The organism is Amycolatopsis echigonensis (assembly GCF_002846615.1).
GTDB classification, from domain to species: domain Bacteria; phylum Actinomycetota; class Actinomycetes; order Mycobacteriales; family Pseudonocardiaceae; genus Amycolatopsis; species Amycolatopsis echigonensis.
Genome location: NZ_PJMY01000003.1, coordinates 7076816 through 7097659, shown reverse-complemented (window position 1 = coordinate 7097659; position 20844 = coordinate 7076816). Strand labels below are relative to the sequence as shown.

Here is a 20844-nt window from a genome sequence, read left to right as displayed (position 1 = left end):
CGCAGACTGATCGGCCGATGCCCAGTCCTGCGCACATCCGGAACCAGTCCGACGCGTCCCCTGCCGTCGCGGCCCGACTCACCGCGGTGGGGCAGGCGGCCAAGCCCGCAACGGCCGCCACACGCGCCGCAGCCGACCGAACGGATGCTTCATGATCGACGTAATCATCGCCGGATGCGGCCCGACCGGCGCGACGCTGGCGGCTGAGCTCCGGCTCCACGGCGTGCAGGTGCTCGTCCTCGAAAAGGAAACCGAGCCTGTCCCGCTCGCCCGCATCGTCAGCCTGCATATCCGCAGCCTCGAACTGCTCGCGATGCGGGGGCTGCTGCCGCGCATCCTCGAACGCGGACGACAGCGTCCGGTCGGCGGCATCTTCGCGGGCATCGCCAAACCCGCGCCCAAGGAGCTCGATTCGGCGTACCTGCTGGGCATCCCGCAGCCGGTCGTCGTCCGGATGCTCGAGGACCACGCGATCGGGCTGGGCGCCCAGGTCCGGCACGGCTGCGCGGTCGCCGGCTTCGAGCAGGACGAAGACGGAGTGACCGTCGAGCTGACCGACGGCGAACGGGTGCGGTCGAAGTACCTCGTCGGCTGCGACGGCGCGCGCAGCACAGTGCGCAAACTGCTCGGCGTCGGCTTCCCCGGCGAACCCTCGCGGACCGAGACCCTGATGGGCGAAATGGCCGCGACCGCGCCGCAAGAAGAGATCGCGGCGAAGGTGGCCGAGGTCCGCGCCACCAACAAGCGCTTCATGCTGGGGCCGGTCGAAGAAGGGGTCTATCGCGTCGTCGTCCCGGCCGCGGGGATCAGCGCCGAACCGCCCGTGCTCGAGGACTTCCAAGAACGGCTGCGCGCCGTCGCCGGAACCGATTTCGGCGTGCACTCCCCGCGCTGGCTGTCGCGCTTCGGCGACGCCACCCGGCTGGCCGAACGGTACCGGGTCGACCGGGTGCTGCTGGCCGGCGACGCCGCGCACATCCACCCGCCCACCGGCGGGCAGGGCCTCAACCTGGGCGTTCAGGACGCGTTCAACCTCGGCTGGAAGCTGGCCGCGCAAGTTCGAGGCTGGGCCCCGGACACCTTGCTCGACACTTATCAGACCGAACGCCGCCCGGTCGCGGCGGACGTCCTCGACAACACCCGTGCCCAAATGGAGCTGTCCTCCACTGAAGCGGGACCGCGAGCGGTGCGCGGGCTGCTCGCCGAACTGATGGACATCGACGAGGTCAACCGCCGCCTGATCGGGAAAATCACCGCGATCGACCTCCGCTACGACTTCGGCGAAGGCCCCGACCTGCTCGGCCGCCGTCTGCCCGACCTCGACCTGAGGCAGGGCCGCCTCTACGACCGCCTGCACCAGGGCCGCGGCCTGGTGCTCGACCGCACCGAACGGCTGAACGTCGCGGGCTGGGCAGACCGGGTCGACCTCCTCCCGGACTCCGCCGCGGCCCTGGACGCTCCGGCACTCCTGCTCCGCCCGGACGGATACGTCGCCTGGATCGGCGAGGACCAGCAGGAGCTGAACCGTCACCTCGCCCGGTGGTTCGGCGGGCCCGCGTGAGCGAGAACCACCACCTCGCCCCGCGGAAGGCCGCTCCCCGCCGCACAACAGGCTCATAACCACGGCAACCACTCGTCTGGCCTGCCCGCCGCTTCCACCGCCCCCATCCGCTGCGCACCAGGCACCGGAGGAGTGATCAGCCGCGGGACGCGGTGCCGATGGTCGCCCGTTTTCCTTGCGGCAAAAAGCGTTCGACTTGATTCACGACCAGCCCGCACCCGCGTCCGACGAAGGCAAGCAGCCGCCATCCGCCCCTCCGGCAAGCCCGCCAACTCCCTAGACCCCCGTCCGCTGCCGCATAATCGCGAGGTGCCGCTGACCCTCCGACTGAGCACCAGCGACCTGGCCGGCACCAGGCTCGCCGTCTCGCCGCTGTCCGAAACCGTCTCCGGCCTGCAGACCCTGGCCGGATGCTGGGGCCGGACGCGCCACGGACGCTGGACCCGCTGGGCCGAGCACGAACTCGCCGTCCGTCCGGTGGACCTGTCGTGGACCTGGCCGTTGCTCGTCACCGGCCGGACCAGCTGGCCGCAGTTCCTGCTGCCCGCCCCGGCCCGCGCGGCGAGCACGATCGACGAGGCGCTCGCCGCGATGTGCCGGACCACCGCGAGCGAGATCCGGCGCAGCCTGCGCGGCGTGTTCGGCGACCGCCTCCCCGCACCGGCCCGGGCGCTCGCCGCCGACCCCGAGGCCGGGCTCCGCGCCGTCGCCGCCGAACTCCGTCAGGCGCACGACCGTCTGATCGCCCCGCACTGGAGCCGGTTACGCGCCGTCCTCGACGCCGACATCGCCTACCGCGCCAAACAATGGGCCGACGGCGGCGCCGGCCACCTGTTCGCCGACCTGCACCCCGGAATGAACTGGCAGGACGGCCGCCTCACCCTCGACGGCGATCACCGTCGCTCGCCCGGGCGGCCCGCCGGCGGGCTGGTGCTCTCCCCGGTCGTGCTGGGCCCGCCGTGGGTGATGATCAAGCTGCACACCACCACCCAGACCACGATCCGCTACCCGGCCCGAGGCAGCGGTGCATTGTGGACCGTCGCGGAGCGCCGCCCGGTCGAACACGCGGTCCGCCTCCTGGGCCGACGTCGCGCCGAACTGCTGGAGACGCTGCGCTCCCCCGCCACGACCACCGACCTCGCCGAAGCCCTGGACGTTTCGCCGAGCGCGGTTTCGCAACACCTCCGGGTCCTGCGCGACAGCGGCCTGGTCGCCGGACGACGGTCCGGCCGCGCGGTCCTCTACCGCACCACCGCACAAGGAATCCGCCTCCTCCGTCCCGACTCGCCGAGCTGATCCGCCCGCTGACGAGATATCTCCGAGGGGCACTGATTCCCATGCCGGAACTCAAGCGGCGCGGCCCTTCTGACCGTCCACAAAGGACGAAAGTTCCGTCGAAATGACCGAGCGATCCTCAGCTGACCGAGTCCACAAGCCGGTGAGGACGACAACCCAGCCCCGGGCCGCCGGACTGACCCGCGATCAAACCTGAGTCACACCGCGGTCAGGCCCAGCAGCCGGTCGGCATTGCCGTGGGCGATCTTTTCCTGGTCCTCGGCGGAAAGATGCGATTCGGTGAGGAACGCCGCGGCGCCCTCGTTGCTCAGCATCGGGAAATCCACGGAATGGATGATCCGGTCGGCGCCGACGGTGTCCACGCAGTACCGCAGCTGGGCTTGGCTGAACATGCCGCTGGGAGTGATGAACACGTTGTCGCGGAAGTATTCGCGGAAGGTCCGGTCGAGCCCGGTCATCCGCCGCGGCATCGTCTCGTCCAGCCGGTCGAGGTAGAACGGGACGAACTCGCCCCAGTGGCCGAGGACGAACTGCAGTTCCGGGTAGCGGTCGAGCACCCCGGTGAGCACCAGGTGCAGGAAGTGCACGGCCGTTTCCTGGTGCCACCCCCACGCGGCGAGCCGCATGGCCCCCGACACCGCGGGCGACAGCCCGGCGGCGTAGTTGGCGTCGCTCACCGGTGCCGGCGGCGGGCCCGGGTGCAGGTAGATCGGCACGGACAGGTCGCTCGCGGCGCGCAGGATCGGATCGAAGCGCGGCTGGTCGAGGAATTCGTCGTCGGTGCGCCCCATGATCATGGTGCCGACGAAGCCCAGTTCGCGGACACACCGGCGCAATTCGCCGGCAGCGGCGCCGGGCACGGCCGTCGGGAGGGCGGCGAACGCGGCGAACCGGCCAGGAAACGCCTTGACCGCCTCGAACATGGCGTCGTTGGCCGAGGCGGTCAGTTCCGGCGCGACGTCCGCGGGCAGAAAGGTGTTGATCAGAGAGAGGACCTGGGTGGTGATGCCGTTGCGGTCCATGTCGGCGATCCGGGCGGAACCGAGGTCCTCCAGCAGTTCCGGGCGTTGCGGGTAGGGCATTCCGGTGCTCTGGTCGAACGCAGCCGCGTAGCCGGGCACGTGGTCGAGCATGCTCGGCATACCGGCAGCGGTCACCGCCGGATCGGACCAGTGTTCCTCGAGCGTGACAATCCGCATCGCTGCTCCTCTTCGTGGGTCTGCACCTCCACAGTGGCCCCGGGCAGCGATAGGCTCAAGGCATCGTTTCTGATCCAACGATCAGTACTGCTGATAGGAGCCGGGATGGAACTGCGGCACCTGCGCTACTTCGTCGCGGTCGCCGAGGAGGGCGGGTTCAGCGCGGCCGCGCGGCGGCTGCACGTCGTCCAGCCCACGTTGAGCATGCAGATCCGCGACCTCGAACACGAACTCGGCGGACCGCTGTTCGACCGCGGCGGGCGGCCCCGGCTGACCCCGGCGGGCGAAGCGTTCCTGATCGAGGCCCGGCAGGTGCTGGCCCAGGCCGAACGAGCACGGGACACCGCGCGGTCAGCCATCCGCGGGGACACCGGAAGCGTGCGAATCGGAGTGGCGGGCGCCGCGGTCTTCGGCGGTCTCCTCACCGGCCTGATCGGCGAGTTCCACCAGGCACGCCCGCTCGTCCGGATCGAACTCCGGGAAGCCGGGCCGCAGGCGCAGCGCGCCGCGATCCTCGCGGGCGAACTGGACGTCGGTTTCAGCGCGCTCCCGGCCCCGGCCGACGAACCCCGCCTGGCCTCGACCCCGGCCAGTTCGGTGTCGTTCCTGGTCGCACTGCCCGCCGGGCACCGGCTGGCCGGTCACCGGATGCTCACCGCCGAGCAGATCGCGGGCGAGGAACTGGTCGAGTACATCACCGGAGACGACGATCTCGCGCCCCGGGGATTGCTTGGCCACCGGCCGAATCTGCCGGGTTCGCCGGCTCGGTTTCGCGCCGACAGCACGCTGAGCGTGCTCGCGCTGGTCGCCGCGAAGGCGGGTCTGGCGGTCGTCCCGGCGGGCGTCGAGCAGGCCGGGGTGCCGGACGTCGTGTACCGCCCGCTGACCGAACCCGGGCTCACCACCGACTTCCACTTGCTCTACCGCAGCATCGAACCCGCACCCGCCGTCGCCGTCTTCGTCCGCACCTGCACGTGAACCGGAAAACCGCACCGGGCAAGCAAGATCGCTGCTCCATTCGGATGATCGACTACGCCCCGCCCGGCATCCGCCCCTTCCCGCCCCTAACCTCGACGGACCCGGCGGCCGCGGCCTGGCTCCGCGGCCGGTTCCGACATCGTTGTCGGACGGGGCGGAACGGCCGAGCGAGAGGAAGAGCGATCGATGGCTGACCGGATGACCGAGCAGGGCCAGGGAAGCCAGGGAAGCGCGGACAGCCCAGGCGGAGCGGCCGCCGATCCCAAGAAGCTGCGTTCCCGGCACATCACGATGATCGCCCTCGGCGGGATCATCGGGGCGAGCCTTTTCGTCGGTTCGGGGAACGTCGTGCGCGCCGTCGGGCCGGCGGCGGTCATTTCCTATCTGATCGGCGGGCTGCTCGTCTTCCTCGCGATGCGGATGCTCGGCGAGATGGCCGCGGCGCGTCCGGCGATCGGGTCGTTCATGGAGTACGCCCGGGTCGGGCTCGGCGAGTGGGCGGGGTATCTCGTCGGCTGGCTGTACTGGTACTACTGGATCGGCGTGATCGCGTTCGAGGCGGTCGTCGGCGGGTCGGTGCTCGGCGGCTGGTTCCCGGACGTGCCGCAGTGGGTGTTTTCGGTGGTGCTGCTGCTTTTCTTCACCACCACGAACCTGGTGTCCGCGCGGTCGTTCGGCGAGGTCGAGTACTGGCTGGCGAGCATCAAGGTCGCCGCGATCATCGTGTTCCTCGCGGTCGGCACGCTGTTCGCGTTCGGGCTCTGGCCGAAGGCGAGCTTCTCGATCCCGAACCTCTGGCAGCACGGCGGGTTCGCGCCGAACGGCTGGTGGCCGGTGCTCAGCGGCGTCGCGATCGTGATCTTCTCCTATTTCGGCACCGAGATCGCGGTGATGGCCGCGGCCGAATCGGAGGACCCGGCCAAGGGCGTGCGGCAGGCCGTCGTCACGGTGATCTGGCGGATCCTGCTCTTCTTCGTCGGCGGGGTCCTGCTGATCGTCACCATCGTCCCGTGGAACCAGCTGCCGAATCCCAAACAGGAGGGCCCGTTCGCGCACGCCTTCACGTTGTTCGGACTGCCGGGCGCCGGTCTGGTGATGAACGCCGTCGTGCTCACCGCCGCGTGTTCGGTGCTCAATTCCGGACTCTATTCCGCCGGGCGGATGTTCTCCGCGCTCGCCGAAAAACGGCTCGCCCCGCGCGTGGTGGCGAGGAAGAACAAGTCCGGCGTGCCGGTGGTGGCGGTCGCCGCGTGCACGATCGGCGGGTATGTCGCGGTCCTCGTCAACTTCGTCGCACCGGACTCCGGCATCTTCGACTTCATCATGAACTCCGCCGGTCTGGTCGCGCTGTTCGTGTACTCGTTCATCGCGTTCACCCAGATGCGGATGCGGCACACCATGACGCCGGAGGAACGCGCCGGGCTCAAGCTCAAGATGTGGCTGCATCCGTGGCTCGGCATCCTGACGGTCGCCGGCGTCGTGGGGATCATCGTGGTCATGCTGCTGACCGACGACTCCGCCCGCACCCAGGTGTGGACGAGCCTCGTGTCGCTCGCCGTGATCGCGGCGTTCTGGCCGCTCGTGCGCCGGAAACTGCGGAAGACTGCCGCGAAGGAGAGCTGAGGAAGCTCCTGCCGGTCGGCCGCTCAGCGAGCGCCGCGAGATCGAGAAGTCGAAATAGGTCGGTTGCCGCGCATAGCCCGCTTGCGTACCAGAAGACCACGCGCCGGAGTAGGCGTTCCGCGCCGGTCACGCCTGCGGAGCGGCCTTCGACGCCCTCCGCACCACTCGCCGCCCGTCCGCGCGCAGCATCGGCCCGAACCTCGACCGCGCTTCGTCCGCCAGTTCGGCGCCGAGGTCCACCTCGTACCGGCGCCCCGAGGCGGCGATGCGCAGCCGGTCGCCCCGCCGGGCAAGGCCGGTGATCCGGTTGCGGGCCACCGCCAGCAGCTGCACCCCGTGCGTCAACGGCCGCCGGCCCAGGACATGCTGGACCACGACCAGTTCCTGCCGCGTCAGCACGACGAAGGCGGCCGGGCGGGATTGCTGCCACAGCCAGCGCCGCGGCAGTTCCGGTTCCGCGCCGAGGTAGCGCGCGTGCCGGTGATGTCCGAGGGCCACCAGCGGCGAAGCCGGGAGCCGGTCCCAGCCGAGCGACGGCGGGCCCGCGTGGGCTGGTTCCGCCGCGCCGGGCCGGTGCGCGCGCGACCGCACGTGCGTCACGAGGTCGGCCACCGCGGGCCACGCCCACGAGCGGTAGCGGAAAACCAGAGTCGTCCGGACACCGGTTAGCACCAGGCACGCATGCTTCCCGGTCATCGCGTGCTCGACCGCGATCAGCTCCGGGTACGGGATCGCGCCGACGATGCGCGGGTACGGCAGGTCGTCGACCCACAGCGCCACCCCGCGGGCGCCCGCGCCCAGCGCCTGCTCCGGAGTCCACACCACGCCGTCGTCCGACGGACGGGTCGCCGACGGGGCCAGGACCACCTCGCCCGGGCCGACCAGATCCGCGAGGTCCTCCGCCGCCGCGCCCGGACGGGACCAGCGGGAGGGCGGTTTGGTGTCGAGCCGGTCGGCGAGGTCGCGGCCGACCTGGATCTCCCACGGCTGCGCCGCGGCCCTGAGCGCGGCCCGCGCCGCACCGATGCCGGACATGCGAGCCTCCTGCCGCCGCGGGAGCCGGGCCTGGTGCCCTGTGCTTCCAGCGTATACACCGCCGCACGGCCGATTCTCATTCCGGAGTTCACCCGGGTGGGACCGAGATCACCCGATTGCCGCAACCCGCTTCGACGATGCGGCCAGGTCCCCGCCGCCCCTAGACTCGGCGGTGCGGCACTGCAGCCACACCGTCCTTTGTGGACACAGTGCCGCCCGGCCAGCCGTCGAACCTGGAGGCAACCCCGTGTCCGCACCGGAATCCGCGCAGATCGTCACCGCCCGGCGGATCGTGACCATGACCGGCGCCGAACCTCCGGCGTTCGCGATGCGCGGCGAACGGGTCGTCGCGCACGGCACCGTCGCCGACCTGCGCGGCGAGTTCCCCTCGGCCGAAGTGCACGATTTCGGCGACGCCACTGTCATCCCGGGTTTCAACGACGCCCACCAGCACCCGACGGTCGTCGCCGCGCAATCCTTGCAGGTCGACCTCTCGCCGTCCCGGATCCGCTCGACCGCCGACCTCGCCGCGGCCCTGCGCGAGCGAGCCGCCGCGACGCCGTCCGGCGAATGGGTCATCGGCTGCGGCTACGACTCGTTCCGCAGCAACGGCGGCCGCGAACTCACCCGCGCCGAACTGGACGAAGCCTGCCCGGACCACCCCGTCCTGGTCGTGCACGTGACACTGCACGCCGGCGTCCTCAACTCCCCCGGCCTCGCCCTCGCCGGCCTCACCGACTCCAGCGAGCCGCCGCCCGGCGGTCACCTGGGCCGGGACGCCGCCGGGCGCCTCGACGGCGTCATCCACGACCAAGCCCTTTACGACCTGGCTTTTCCCGCCTTCACCCCGCGCCCGACGATCGTGCGGGACCCGCCCACCGAGGTCCTGGCCGCCGCCTTCACCCGGCACGCCGCCGACCTGCACGCGGCGGGCATCACCTCGGTCGGCGACGCCCTGGTCGGCCGCACCGAATGGCAGGTGCTCCGCCATCTTGCCGACCAGAACCAGCTCACGCTCCGGGTGAACGCGCTGGCCGCCTACGACCACTTCGACTACTTCCGCGCCCTCCCGGAAGAGCCGATCACCCCGGAAACGCGGTTGCGCCTAGGTGGGGTCAAGACTTTCGCCGACGGTGCCGTCAACGGCGGGACCTGTCTGGTCGAACAGCCCATCGAAGGCACCGACAGCTACGGCTTGGAGCGCGTCAGCGCCGCCGAACTGGCCGATACGGTGCGGCACGTGCACGACGCCGGATGGCGAGTCTGCGTGCACGCCAACGGCGACCGCGCGATCCGTCGTGTCCTGGACGCCGTCGACCAGGCGCAGGCCGCCAAGCCCAGGCAGGATCCGCGACACCGCATCGAACACTGTTCGATCATCGACGACGAGATCCTGAAGCGGATGCGCGACCACGGCATGGTCGCGGTGCCGTTCGCGAACTACGCCGCCGCGCACGGCGACAAGCTGACCCAGTACTACGGGGCGGAGCGCGTCGAGCGGATGTTCGCCCACCGGTCGATGCTCGACGCCGGGGTCGCCGTCGCCGGTTCGTCCGACCATCCGTGCGGGCCGTTCCCGCCGCTGTACGCGCTGCGCAGTTGCGTGACGCGCCGGGCTCCGGACGGGGAGTTGTTCGGGCCTTCGCAGCGGATCAGCGTCAAGGCGGCGCTGGGCGTGTACACGACGGGATCGGCTTACGCGTCGGGCGAGGAGACGACCAAGGGGCAGCTCGCGCCGGGTTTCCTGGCCGATTTCGCGGTGCTGGCGGAGGATCCGTTCGAGACCGATCCGGAAACGCTGGATCGGGTGCGGGTACGGGAAACGTGGGTCGGCGGGGAACGGGTCTGGTCGGCGTAGCGGTTGAGTCGCGGGCGGTCCGTGAAGGGCCCCTTGAGGGAATCTAATTCCCTCAAGGAGCCCTTCACGGACCGCAAGGGCCACCTCGCGGCACGTACCGCAGCTCGTCGCCTCGGCGGCAGCTCTCTTCGCCGAGGACGGCGGGCGGCGGGATCCGTCGCTGGATCTCTCCTGGCCGCGCCGCGAAGGCTTTGCTTACTTCGCGGATCTCGTGCGCCGCGAGGATTCGCTGTGCCTTCTGGCGCTTCCGGCCGCGGGCTCCGCGATCGGCCACCTGATCGGCCGGATCCGCCGCGCCGACCCGCTCCGGCCGGGGACAGTGGTCGGCGTGCTGGAGAGCCTGCGCGTCGACCCCGCACACCGCGAAACCGGTGTCGCGACGGCCTTGACGGAGGAATTCTTCGCGTGGGCCAGGGAATCCGGTGCACAGCAAGCCAGCGTCACAGCGTATTCGGCAAACGAATCCGCCATTCGTTTCTATCGCAGAAGCGGGTTCTCCCCGTTCGAAGTCACCCTGCAGGCACCGCTGTGATCTCGCTCGTCCACAGCAATCACGAGATATGCGCGGTCTCCGCCCCGATCGCCGGTTCGACGTGGACCGCCGCCGCGGTCAGGCGGGGCACTGTGGTGATCAGCTGGTGCTCCAGGCTGTGCGCCAGTTCGTGCGCCTGCACCACGGTGAGGGTGTTGGCCACCTGGACGGCGAGTTCGGCGCGCAGGCTGTGGCCGATCCAGCGCATCCGAACCTCGCGGACGCCCTCCACCCCGGGCACCGCCGCGGCCGTCTCCTCGGCCAGTTCGACGGTCGCCGGGTCGACGGCGTCCATCAGCCGCCGGAAGACTTCCTTGGCCGCGTCGCGCAGGACGAACAGGATCGCAACAGTGATCAACAGCCCGATCACCGGGTCAGCGGCCGGGAAACCGAGGGCGACGCCGATCGCGCCCAGCACCACTGCCAGCGAGGTGAAGCCGTCGGTGCGGGCGTGCAAGCCGTCCGCGACCAAGGCGGCGGAGCCGATTTCGCGGCCGACGGTGATGCGGTACCGGGCGACGAGTTCGTTTCCGGCGAACCCGACCACACCCGCCGCGGCGAGCACCCAGAGCTGTTGCACGGGGTGCGGGTGCAGCAGGCGGTCGATCGCTTCGTACGCGGCCAGCGCGGCCGATCCGGCGATGATCAGCACCACGACGACGCCGGCCAGGTCTTCGGCGCGGCCCAGGCCGTAGGTGTAGCGGCGGGTCGCGGCACGACGGCCGAGCGCGAAAGCGATGCCGAGCGGCAGGGCGGTGAGAGCGTCCGCGAAGTTGTGGATGGTGTCGCCCAGGAGGGCTACCGAGCCGGTGACCGCGACCAGCGCCAGCTGGATGACGGCGGTGCCGAACAGGGCGGCGAACGACCAGATCAGCGCCCGGATGCCGCGCTGGCTGGTTTCCAGGGCGGTGTCGAGGCGGTCGGCGCTGTCGTGGCTGTGCGGGGTGAAGAAGTGCTTGACACGGTCCCGCCAGGTCGCGGGCTCAGCGTGGCCATGCCCATGACCGTGCCCATGGCCATGCCCGTGGCCGTGGCCGTGACCAGGGCCGGACGCGCCGGGACCATGCCCGTGCCCGTCGCCCGCCCCGGCGTCCTGCCCATGCGCAGGACCGCGACCGTCCGCGGCCCGCGGACGATCCCGACGCGGCTCAGTCATCAGCACACTCCCGGATGCTCGAAACCTCTCGCGAACCGGGCGAACGCACCGGCCTCATTCCAGCATACCTGCGCAGATGCGCAGATAGTCGACCAGGCCCGGTAGCATCGGGGCATGCACACCTCCCTGCCGGACTTCGACATGCCTTCCGACGAGCAGGTCCACCTGGCCGCGGAAAGCTTCCGCCTGCTCTCCGACCCGACCCGGATCAAGGTGCTGTGGGCGCTCCTGCAGGGAGAATCGTCGGTCGCCTGCCTCGCCGAACTGGCCGGGGCCGCGCCGACCGCGGTCAGCCAGCACCTGGCCAAGCTCCGGCTCGCGGGCCTGGTGAAGGGCCGTCGCGAGGGGACGTTCGTGTACTACTCCGCCGCCGACGAGCACGTCCGCGGGCTCCTGGCCCAGGCGCTGCACCACGCCGACCACGTGGACCGCGACATCCCGGCCGAACCCGGCGGCCACTCCCAGCCGCACCGGCCCCGCGTGCGGAACGCCTGAGCCAGCCGCGTCAGGCGGCTCCGAGCCGGTCCGGCTCCGCCAGGCGCCGCAACGGTTCCGGCAGCACGTTCCAGACCTCGTCCGCCACCTGCACCGTCTCCCGGCCCAGCACGTCCAGCACCACTCCGGCGCGGTGCACGGCCTCCGGCTCGGTCAGGTTCTCGCGCTCCGCGATCCGCCCGACGAAGTCCTCCAGCTCGTAGCGTTCCCCGGCGCCGCCGCCCGGGCGCAGGTCTTCCGCCAGCTCGGCCGGAAGCTGCACGGCGAGGCTTGCTGCCGCTTCCGGGGAAATCCGCTCGGACAGCGTCCGCAGCACCGCGTGCGCGGCGCGTTCGGCGTCGCGCGCTTCCGCGAGACAGGCCCGCCTCCGGATCAGTTCGACGATCTCGTCCATTGCTCCCGGATACCCGGCGCGGCCGTCCGCAATCGTCCGGTTAGCCGTGCCACCACCGGGTATCTGCCGTCCCATGGACCATTCAGCGACGTCTCCCGCACCGGCCGAGCAGGCGCAGACCGCGCTGCGCCGGCTCCGTCGCGAAGCCGGTGCCGGCGGCTACGAATCACCCGCGGACCTCTACCGGACGCTCGGGTTGCTGAGCCTCCTCGCCGACGACCTCTCGGAACTCCTTCCCGATCTGTGCGGCCAGCTCGAGGACGCCTTGCTCGCCGGGCGCGTCCGGCATCATTCGGACGACCCGCAGGAAGCCTGCGACGCGGTCGCCTCGGCGGCGCACAGCATTTCGGTCGCCCGCTTTACCGCGCTCCTGGTCGGGCAGGAAATCCAGAAGGCGCAGACCGCGATCCGCGATCTCGCCGCCGCCTGACGCCGTTTTGTCCCGTTCCAGGCGGGTACCCGCCAGAAAAGCGCTGCAGCGAGAAGGGAGCATGATGCCCGACCTCGATCCGGCCGAGCCCGAAACGCTCGATCAGTCCGAATCCCTCGACGAGGACGAGCTGCGGGTCGACCCGCTGGAAGCCGGTGTCGAACCGCCGGAACGCTGGAGCCCGGTGGCCCAGCAGGCCCCGACGCCCGCCGAGGCGCGCGAGGGCGAGCCGCTCGGCCGCAGGCTCGCCGAGGAGCGGCCGGACGTCCAGCCGGTGCCGAACCCGCCCGACGACGAGACGCTCGCCCGCGCGGAGGCGGCCCGGGCCGCGGCTCCGGACGAGGATCTTCCGCAGCGCCGCGCGGACCCGGATCCGGGGGAACAGGCGGACGAGGCCGGCGGTTCCGTCGCGAAATCGCTTCGCGAGGAGTAGCCCGGAAACCTGGCGCACGACAACGGAAAAAGCCGCGTACGGCCAGCGGCCGAAACGGAAAGGAGTCCCCATGCCGACGGTCACCACCCGTTCCTGGGCCCGTCCGGTCGTCGCCGTGCTCGGGCTGGTCTACCTCGTGCTGGGCGTCGCCGGGTTCTTCGTGCCGGAAACCGCCCACGGCGGGCACGACACCTCGCGGGTCGTCTGGCTGTTCAGTTCCAGCACGGTGCTGAACATCGTCCACACCGCACTGGGTCTCCTCGGTCTTTTGGCCGCGCGCAAGCTTTCCGGCGCGGTCGCGTACTGCTGGGTCCTGTTCGTGGCGTTCACCGGGTTGACCGCGTACGGGATTCTGGCGACGGCGTTCAGCACCGCACGCGACGACCCGGTGAACCTCAACTGGGCGGACAACTGGCTGCACGGGCTGACCGCGCTCGTCGCCTTGGTCGTCGCGCTCAGCGGCAGCACAGCCCGCGAAGAACGGGCTTAGGGGCGACGCCACCGGTTGTCCGGGAAGACTGTCCCGGCCTGGGCGCCCATGCGAATCAGCCCGCCGTCGACGACCAGGGACGAGCCCGTGATGTACCCCGCCGCGGGGGTGGCCAGGAAAGCCACCGCCGCGGCGACTTCACGGGCGTGTCCGGGGCGGCCCAAGGGGATTCCGGGACGCTCCTGATCGCGCGGGTCGACGTCGGTCTGTCCGGTCATCGGCGTGGAGATTTCGCCGGGAGCCACCGAATTGACCGTGATCCCGTGCTCGGCAAGTTCGAGCGCGAGCACCTGGGTCAGCGCGCCGGCACCGGCTTTCGCCGCGCAGTACGGGGCCGCTCCGACCCGGGGCACGTGTCCGTGGACGCTGGTGATCGTGATGATCCGGCCGCCGCGGCCGGCGTCGATCATGTGCCGCGCAGCGCGTTGCGAGCACACGAAAACGCCGTGCAGATCGACATCCACGACGCCGCGCCAGGTGTCGAAGTCCATGTCCATCGCGAGTTCGCTGCTGCCGGTCCCGGAGCAGTTCACCAGCACGTCGACGCCGCCCAGCTCGTCCGCGAGCTCGTCGACGGCGCTCGCCGCCGTGGGCAGGTCGGTCAGGTCGAGCTGCCGCACGGGCGCGGCCACACCCTGCTCGCGCGCCTCGGCCGCGGTCTCCTCCGCACCGGTTTTATCGGTGTGCCAAGTGATTCCGACGTCCACTCCCCCGCCGGCGAGCGCGACGGCCACCGCGCGGCCGATGCCGGAATCCGCGCCGGTCACGATCGCGGTGCGCGGCCCGTCGGCCTCTTCGGGCAACGGTGCTGGGTCCACCATCTCTTCTCCTTTCCTGTGCGGTTCAAGCGGTTGCCTGCCGGCTCGGTCTCTTGGCCAGTTCGGCCACCGCGGCCACCACTTCGGCCGGGTCGATGCCGTCCAGGCACGGATGTCCGGGGACCGGACAGGTCCGGGCCCGGCTGCCGCGGCACGGCGCGTGCTGGTCGCCGAGCAAGGCCGCCGGAACCCCGAACGGAGCCCAGCGCGCCGCGGGAACCACCGGCGCGAACAGCGACACCACTGGAGTCCCGACCGCGGCGGCCAGGTGCGCCGGACCGGTGTTCGGGGCCACGACGACCTCGGCCCCGGCGAGCACCGCGGCCAGTTCGGGCAGCGTCGTGCGGCCGCTCAGGTCGACGTCGGCGGTCATCCCCTCGGGCTTCGCGCCGGTCACCACCACCCGGTGTCCCGCTTCGGTCAGCGCGTCCACGATCCGTCCACTGTGGACCGGGGAGGGGCTGCGAGCCGGTACCGAGGCCGTGGGGTGCACCACGACGTAGTCGCCGATTCCGGTCAGCGCGGAGACATCCGGCAGCGGACGGCGGACAGCGAGCCGCCCGTCGTCGCCGAACGGCAGCGAACACCCGGCGACTTGCGCAAGCGACAGCATGCGCAGCGCCTCCGGCGGATCCCCCGGTACGCGGTGGCGCAGGTCGAGGAGGCTGCCCGGGTAGTCGTCGCAGATCGCGCCGATCCACGGCACCCCGGCCATGCGCAACACCAGCGCGAGCGGCAACGGCGACTGGTGAAACGACGTGAACACGAAGGCCGCGTCGAAACCGGTCAACTGTTCGGCGAGGGCCTCGACGGACGGGCGGGTCAGCGGCGGCGGATCGGGGTCGATCCACGGCGCGCGGAAAACCTGTACTTCGTCGACGCCGGGCAGCAGTTCCCCGGCCGCGGCGCCATGTGGTCCGGCCAGGAGCGTGACGTGCTCGGCCTGTGCGGCGATCGCCCGGATCGCCGGGCCCGCCAGCAGGACGTCGCCGAGATTGTCCTGCCGGGCCACCACAACGCGCTTCACCTGACGACCCCCGCCTGTCGCAGCGCGTCCTGGAGATCTCGCGCGACCAGCGCTTCCCGTCGGGCGCGAGTGATTTCGGCGGGCAGAGTGCGCGCAGTCGGAACCAGCACGGCACGCGCCCCGGCGGCGAGCCCCGCGTCGACGTCCGCGCCGGTGTCGCCGATGACGACGCACCGCGCGGGATCGACCTGCAGTTCCTTCGCCGCCCGCCGGACGAGTTCCGGGGACGGTTTGCGGCAGCCGCAGCCGTCGCCGGCGTCGTGCGGGCAGACCTGCCAGGTGCCGAACTGCCCGAACAATTCGTCCACGCGAGCGTTCACCGCGCTCAGTTGACCCGGTTCGATCAGTCCTTTCGCGACTCCGGACTGATTGCTCACGACCCCGACCCGGACGCCCTTCCGCCGGAGCTCCCGCACGAGGTCGACCGCTCCGTCGACCGGCCGGACCTGCTCCGGGTCCGCCAGGTAAGGAACGTCGTGGATCAACGTGTCGTCGCGGTCGAACAGCACTGCTTGCGGCGTAAGCGAACGGCGGGCGTCGATTTCCCCGCGGAGCCGGTGATAGCAGGCGGCGGGCGGGATCAGCACGCTCGTCACGAGCATGCGCGCGATCTCGCCGGGCGTGGTTGGCCCGGAACGGATGCGTTGCGCGGCGAAGGCTCCGGTCAATCCGGCCCAGGCCGCCAGTGCGAGGCGACGCTTCCCGGGCGCGAGCGCCGCGACGGCGGCTGCGACGGTCAGCGCGTGCCGTCCCAGCATTCCGCTGCCAGCGCCGGTTCGCTGCCGCCATAGGACGCCGTGCTTGTACCGCATTCGCGCGTTGTCCGCGTTGCCTCGTTGGGCTCGTACGCTGGCGAAAAATCCCGAACGGCGCGCTGGATGGGTCGTGACCCGCTCGCCGCGCTCGATCCGGTGTCCTTTCAGCACGACGCGCAGCGCCAGGTCGGAGTCTTCCCGGAAGGCACGCGGGAATCGTTCGTCGAAACCGCCGGACTCGACCAGCGCGGCCCGCCGGTACGCCATGTCCGCGGTGATCCAGCGCGCCGTTTCCAGCCCGGCGGTGCCGCGTTCGTCGTCAGTGGGTTTCCGGTCGTCCGGCAGCGGAACCACGATCCGGGCCTGCGACGCGGCGGCTTCCGGCGGCAGCCGGGCCAGGTCGGCGGCCAGCTGGGCGGGCCAGTCCGCGGCGAGGACCACGTCGTCGTCCACGAACGCGATCCACTCGGACTTCGCCGCCCGCCAGCCGGCATTGCGCGCGGCGGCCGGGCCCCGGCCGTGCGAACGCAGCACCCGGACGCCCTCGGGCGCCTCCAGCGGCGTCCCTTGTGGACGGTCGTCGACCACGATCACCTCGGCCGGTCCGGGGCCTTCGGCCGCGGCGAGCGTGTCCAGCAGGGTGCGCAGCGCGGGGCGTCCGGTGGTCGGGATCACCACCGTGTAGTCCGGGAAAGTGTTCACCCGGGCCGGTTTACCCCGCCTCCGCGCAGGCAAACGGGAGGCATGACAGCGCGTGCACCGGGGTACCCGCAGCGCGACCGACTACCAGGAGGTGCGATGACACCCTTTGTGTCAACCCCAAGATCAGAATCAGGCTGCGGCCTGTTGTTCCGTGCTTTGGCGGGCGCTGCCGTGCAGGGCTGGGTCGTAGGGTGTGCCGTTCTGCCAGCAGCGCCAGATGACCCGAACCCAGGCGCGGGCGAGGACGCGGATGGCGTGGGGGTGGTCTTTGCCGGAGGCTCGGGCGCGGTTGTAGATGCCGGCTGCCCAGGGGCTGCCGTGGCGGCTGTTGTCGGCGAAGGTGGTGATGGCGACGCGGAGGCGTTTGTTGCAGGCCCAGCGGAACGAGACGCCGCGTTGTTTGCCGGATGCTTTGGTGACGGGAGTGATCCCGGCCAGTGCGGCGATGGCGTCGGGGTGGTCGAAGACCTCGCGGGCGTCGCCCCATTCGGCGAGGATCTGGGCGGCGTTGACGGTGCCCGCGCGGGGGAAGGACCGGAAGATCTCGCCGTCGGGGTGGGCGCCGGTCTTCTCGGCGATGGAGCGGTCCAGGTTCTTGATCGCGGTGTTGAGCGCGGTGATCACGCCGACTTGAGCCAGCACCGCGTCCCGGATTCCTTCGGACACGACAGGATCGAGCGTTCCGGCGGGTGCCGAACGCAGCCGGGCCAGCAGCACCGCGGCGGGTTTCTTGCCGGAATAGCCGTGGTTGGCGCAGAACGCGGCCAGTTGTTTTTCGGTCAGCCTCGCCGCGGATGCGGCGGTCGGGCAGCGGGTCAGGAACGCGAGCGCGATCAACGATTCCAGTTTGGCGAAGATCGCCTTGGCTCCGGGCCAATGCGCGTCCAGCACAGCGGCGAGCTGGTTGACCGCGGCCACGCGGGCGGCGACGAGGTCGCCGCGGGTGCGTACGACCGCGCGCAATGCCTTGGTGCGGCCGGACAGCGGCGCCGCCGGGCGCAGGCGGCGGAAGCGGACGCGCAGGTAGTCGGCGATCACGTGCGCGTCTCCGGGGTCGGACTTCGCGCCGGAGAGGACTTCGGACTCGCGCCAGGTCTTGATCGCGTTCGGTTTGACCGGCATGACCGGGTGCCCGGCTTCCAGCAGCGCGTCGACCAGGCGTCCGTCCGGGCGTTCGATCGCCACCGGCATGTCCTGCGGTCGGGCGTGCTTGCCCAGCCGGGCGGCCAGCCGGGCGAACCCGGCCGCGGTGTGGGCGATCGTGAACGCGGCGACCTTGCGGCCGTCCCGGCCCAGCACGCACACGGAGTGCTCGGCCGAGGCCCAGTCGATCCCGACGAAGAACAACTGCCCGTCCTGCTGCGACAACAAATTCGCCTTCCTGCTCGTGCTTCAGGGCAGGAGCCAGGCGGGGGCGAGGGAACCGACAGCAGAGTGGTCACTAACCGGCGCTCTACGGCGCGTCCCTTTGTCATCGCTTCGCGGTTCCGGGGAAGCCGGGGGCGGCAGTGTCATCGAGGCCCTCGAAGGGCAACCACACGAGGCCGTCACCCCGGCTTCCGCCTAGTTCCTACCACAAGCCCCATCGGGGGACCTGCACGGAAGAGGGTGCACTAGTGACCACGCTCGACGACCGGGCCGCCACCCTCGCGATCACCGACCCGGCCGACGGCAGCCCGGTCGGCTCGGTCCCGATGGCCAGCCCGGACGAACTCGACGCCGCGCTGGACCTCGCGCATCGGGCCCAGCCCGGCTGGGGCCGGACCCCGGCCGCCGAACGCGGCGCGGCGCTGCGGGCCGCCGCCGACCGGCTGCGCGCGCACGCCGGCGACCTGGCCGAGATCAACCGGCGCGAAACCGGCCGTCCGCTCGACGAGGCCAAGGCCGGGGTGCTCGCCGGTGCCGGAACGCTCGACCAGTACGCCGAACTGGGTCCGGTGCATCGCGGGCGCAGCCTTCTCGGGGACTTCGCGGCCACCGACCTGATGGTTCCAGAGCCGCGCGGAGTGGTCGTCGCGCTGACGCCGTGGAACGACCCGGTCGCCGTCTCGTGCGGGCTCATCGGCGCGGCCGTCGCCACCGGAAACACCGTTGTGCACAAGCCGAGCGAACGGTGCCCACACACCGGAACGCTGTTCGGCGAAGTCGTCGCCGGCGTTTTCCCCGAAGGCGTGCTGCAGACCGTGCACGGAGACGGCCGGATCGGCGCGGTGCTGGCCGCGAGGAGCGATGTGGACGTTCTCGCGCACGTCGGCAGCACCGCCACCGGCCGGTCGATCGCCGCAAGCGCGGCCGCGACCGGGGCGAAGGCGCTCCTGGAGAACGGCGGCAACGACCCGCTCGTGGTGGACGAGGATGTCGACCCGCAGTGGGCCGCCGAGCAGGCCGCGCTCGGCGCGTTCGCGAATTCCGGGCAGATTTGCGTTGCGGTGGAACGGATCTACGTGCACCGCGCGATAGCCGAGGCATTCACCGAAGCACTCGTCGCAATCGCGCGCGAGAAGACACTCGCGCCGCTCGTCGACACCCGGCACCGCGACCACGTGCATTCCCATGTGGAGAACGCGGTGTCAATGGGCGCCGAGATCCGCACCGGCGGCGAGATCCCGTCCGGACCGGGCGCGCATTACCCGGCGACGGTGCTCACCGGATGCACCAGCCACATGCGGGTGCTGCGCGAGGAAACCTTCGGCCCGGTCGCGCCGGTATGCGTGGTGGACTCCTTCGACCACGGCCTGGCCGAGGCCGCGAACGACGATTACGGACTCGCCGCGACCGTGCTCACCGCGTCGATGGACCACGCGCAGCACGCGTGGCGGGAGCTGGCTGTCGGAACGGTCAAGGTCAACGCCGTCTTCGGGGGCGCTCCCGGCGGCGCGGCCCATCCGCGGCGCGGCAGCGGGTCCGGCTATGGCTACGGGCCCGAACTGCTCGACGAAATGACCCAGACGAAGCTCGTCCACCTGGGCGCGCCCGTACGCGCGTGAGGCCCCGACTCGATCGCACGCCGCTGGGCTGGGCGGCACGCGCGATCCGCGTGCCCGGCAGCGAACGGCGCACCGCGCTGCAGGCAGGCAAGGCGACCGTCGCCGCGGTGGCCGCCTGGCTGCTGGCGACACAGGTGATCGGGCTGTCCCAGCCGTTCCTCTCGCCTTACGCGGCGGTTTTCCTCGTGGAAGCGACCGTCTACCGGAGCCTGCTCGGCTGGGCGCAGCAGGTCGGTTCGGTCACGCTCGGCGTGCTGCTCGCCGCGGGGGTGTCGCAGCTGGTGCCGGAGCAGACGGTGACGCTGGCTCTCGTCGTCTTCGTCGGGTTGCTGGTGGGTTCGTGGCGCAGGCTCGGCAGCTCCGGCGTGTGGGTCGGGGTGACCGGGATGCTGCTGGTCACTTACGGGACCGCGCGGAGTTCGGAACTCCTCGGCGACCGGCTGCTGGAGACCGCGCTCGGCGCCGCCATCGGGTTGGCGGTGAACGTGCTGGTCTTCCCGCCGCTGTACGGCGAGCGGGTCGCCGCGGCGGCCGATCGGCTCGCCGACGCGCTCGCCGGACTGCTGGAGGACACCGCCGAACTCGTGCGCAGCGACGAGCCGCCGGAAGACCTGGACGGATGGCTCGGCCGGATCAGCGACGTGCGCAGTCTCGCCCGGGCCGCCGACGACGCGTCCGGGCTTACCCGCGAAGGCAGGTATCTCAATCTGCGCAAGCGAAGCCGGCATTCGGGGGTGCAGTACGAGCGTTGTCTGCAGACGCTGAGTGCGTTGTGGCCGCCGGTCGAGCAGCTGGTCGAGGCGGTGCGCACGACCTCTGAGGGGCGGGAGCCGTTCGTCTATCCGTGGCCGCGGGCCCGCGAAGCGCTGGGTGAGCTGCTGAAGGAACTCGCGGAGGCGGTGCGGGTGGCCGCGAACCCCGACCGCGAGCCGGACCTGGAGCGGTGCCGGTCGCTGGTCTGCCAGGTGGAAGACCGGCTGGTCTCGTCGCAGGACGGGGTGAAGGCGACGCTCGGGCTGGGCGCGATGGCATTGCCGGTGCGCCGCCTGCTGCGCCAGCTCGACCAGCATTGATT

The 20844-nt window shown here is 71.2% G+C and carries 20 protein-coding genes; 12 read left to right on the top strand and 8 right to left on the bottom strand.

The genetic code is table 11. The annotated features are described in order from the left end of the window. Positions 1-151: 151 nt before the first annotated feature. Positions 152-1561: an FAD-dependent monooxygenase gene (locus ATK30_RS38570; RefSeq protein WP_101439649.1), complete on the top strand. Its 1410-nt coding sequence runs from the start codon at positions 152-154 to the stop codon at positions 1559-1561. Between the two features lie 309 nt (positions 1562-1870). Further along, on the top strand, positions 1871-2857 hold the full coding sequence (locus ATK30_RS38565) for an ArsR/SmtB family transcription factor (RefSeq protein ID WP_183123168.1): 987 nt from the start codon (positions 1871-1873) through the stop codon (positions 2855-2857). Between the two features lie 197 nt (positions 2858-3054). Here the strand turns inward: ATK30_RS38565 and ATK30_RS38560 are convergent, their stop codons facing one another. Further along, positions 3055-4056, bottom strand: coding sequence for an amidohydrolase family protein (locus ATK30_RS38560; protein WP_101439648.1), 1002 nt, complete (start codon positions 4054-4056; stop codon positions 3055-3057). A gap of 105 nt (positions 4057-4161) precedes the next feature. Between ATK30_RS38560 and ATK30_RS38555 the strand changes: the two genes are divergently transcribed. Both ATK30_RS38555 and ATK30_RS38550 read left to right on the top strand, forming a co-directional pair. Next, a complete protein-coding gene (locus tag ATK30_RS38555) occupies positions 4162-5034 on the top strand; it encodes a LysR family transcriptional regulator (protein WP_101439647.1) in 873 nt (290 codons plus the stop codon). A 186-nt stretch (positions 5035-5220) separates the two neighbouring features. Next, on the top strand, positions 5221-6657 hold the full coding sequence (locus ATK30_RS38550) for an amino acid permease (protein WP_101439646.1): 1437 nt from the start codon (positions 5221-5223) through the stop codon (positions 6655-6657). A 126-nt stretch (positions 6658-6783) separates the two neighbouring features. Here ATK30_RS38550 and ATK30_RS38545 read toward each other — a convergent pair whose 3' ends face one another. Beyond that, positions 6784-7692: a hypothetical protein gene (locus tag ATK30_RS38545; protein ID WP_101439645.1), complete on the bottom strand. Its 909-nt coding sequence runs from the start codon at positions 7690-7692 to the stop codon at positions 6784-6786. A gap of 247 nt (positions 7693-7939) precedes the next feature. Here ATK30_RS38545 and ATK30_RS38540 point away from each other — a divergent pair, with 247 nt between their 5' ends. Together ATK30_RS38540 and ATK30_RS38535 are read left to right on the top strand one after the other, a co-directional pair. Then, on the top strand, positions 7940-9550 hold the full coding sequence (locus ATK30_RS38540) for an amidohydrolase (RefSeq protein ID WP_208637532.1): 1611 nt from the start codon (positions 7940-7942) through the stop codon (positions 9548-9550). 46 nt (positions 9551-9596) lie between these two features. Further along, positions 9597-10082 (top strand): GNAT family N-acetyltransferase, encoded by a 486-nt coding sequence (locus ATK30_RS38535; protein ID WP_101439643.1) that lies wholly within the window; start codon positions 9597-9599, stop codon positions 10080-10082. A gap of 19 nt (positions 10083-10101) precedes the next feature. Here the strand turns inward: ATK30_RS38535 and ATK30_RS38530 are convergent, their stop codons facing one another. Then, positions 10102-11238 (bottom strand): cation diffusion facilitator family transporter, encoded by a 1137-nt coding sequence (locus ATK30_RS38530; protein WP_101439642.1) that lies wholly within the window; start codon positions 11236-11238, stop codon positions 10102-10104. Between the two features lie 114 nt (positions 11239-11352). On the opposite strand from ATK30_RS38530, the gene ATK30_RS38525 reads away from it, so the two are divergent. Next, on the top strand, positions 11353-11733 hold the full coding sequence (locus ATK30_RS38525; RefSeq protein ID WP_101439641.1) for an ArsR/SmtB family transcription factor: 381 nt from the start codon (positions 11353-11355) through the stop codon (positions 11731-11733). 10 nt (positions 11734-11743) lie between these two features. Here ATK30_RS38525 and ATK30_RS38520 read toward each other — a convergent pair whose 3' ends face one another. Beyond that, positions 11744-12127, bottom strand: a complete 384-nt coding sequence (locus ATK30_RS38520) for a DUF2267 domain-containing protein (protein ID WP_158242557.1) — start codon at positions 12125-12127, stop codon at positions 11744-11746. Positions 12128-12200: 73 nt separating this feature from the next. On the opposite strand from ATK30_RS38520, the gene ATK30_RS38515 reads away from it, so the two are divergent. From ATK30_RS38515 to ATK30_RS38505, 3 genes are all read left to right on the top strand, one after another. Continuing rightward, positions 12201-12557, top strand: a complete 357-nt coding sequence (locus ATK30_RS38515; RefSeq protein ID WP_101439639.1) for a hypothetical protein — start codon at positions 12201-12203, stop codon at positions 12555-12557. 61 nt (positions 12558-12618) lie between these two features. After that, complete coding sequence (locus ATK30_RS38510) at positions 12619-12990, top strand: hypothetical protein (protein ID WP_312877726.1); 372 nt, start codon at positions 12619-12621, stop codon at positions 12988-12990. Between the two features lie 70 nt (positions 12991-13060). Beyond that, entirely contained in the window at positions 13061-13480 is a 420-nt protein-coding gene (locus tag ATK30_RS38505) for a DUF4383 domain-containing protein (RefSeq protein ID WP_101439638.1), read from the top strand. Here the strand turns inward: ATK30_RS38505 and ATK30_RS38500 are convergent. The 4 genes from ATK30_RS38500 to ATK30_RS38485 all read right to left on the bottom strand — a co-directional run bounded on the left by ATK30_RS38500 (position 13477) and on the right by ATK30_RS38485 (position 18150). Continuing rightward, positions 13477-14301 carry an SDR family oxidoreductase gene (locus tag ATK30_RS38500; protein ID WP_101439637.1) on the bottom strand — a complete coding sequence of 275 codons (825 nt, stop codon included), beginning with the start codon at positions 14299-14301 and terminating at the stop codon, positions 13477-13479. The genes ATK30_RS38505 and ATK30_RS38500 overlap by 4 nt on opposite strands. A gap of 22 nt (positions 14302-14323) precedes the next feature. Then, a complete protein-coding gene (locus ATK30_RS38495) occupies positions 14324-15325 on the bottom strand; it encodes a glycosyltransferase family 9 protein (RefSeq protein WP_101439636.1) in 1002 nt (333 codons plus the stop codon). Further along, the gene (locus ATK30_RS38490) at positions 15322-16782 is read right to left on the bottom strand and encodes an HAD-IIIA family hydrolase (RefSeq protein ID WP_101439635.1); all 1461 of its coding nucleotides are present in this window, start codon (positions 16780-16782) and stop codon (positions 15322-15324) included. Before ATK30_RS38490 ends, ATK30_RS38495 begins: the two co-directional genes overlap by 4 nt. Positions 16783-16911: 129 nt before the next feature. Further along, complete coding sequence (locus tag ATK30_RS38485; protein ID WP_101440783.1) at positions 16912-18150, bottom strand: IS110 family RNA-guided transposase; 1239 nt, start codon at positions 18148-18150, stop codon at positions 16912-16914. Positions 18151-18398: 248 nt separating this feature from the next. Between ATK30_RS38485 and ATK30_RS38480 the strand changes: the two genes are divergently transcribed. Together ATK30_RS38480 and ATK30_RS38475 are read left to right on the top strand one after the other, a co-directional pair. Then, positions 18399-19769, top strand: coding sequence for an aldehyde dehydrogenase family protein (locus ATK30_RS38480; RefSeq protein ID WP_101439634.1), 1371 nt, complete (start codon positions 18399-18401; stop codon positions 19767-19769). Further along, the gene (locus ATK30_RS38475; protein WP_101439633.1) at positions 19766-20842 is read left to right on the top strand and encodes an FUSC family protein; all 1077 of its coding nucleotides are present in this window, start codon (positions 19766-19768) and stop codon (positions 20840-20842) included. The genes ATK30_RS38480 and ATK30_RS38475 overlap by 4 nt, the downstream gene beginning before the upstream one ends. Positions 20843-20844 lie beyond the last annotated feature (2 nt).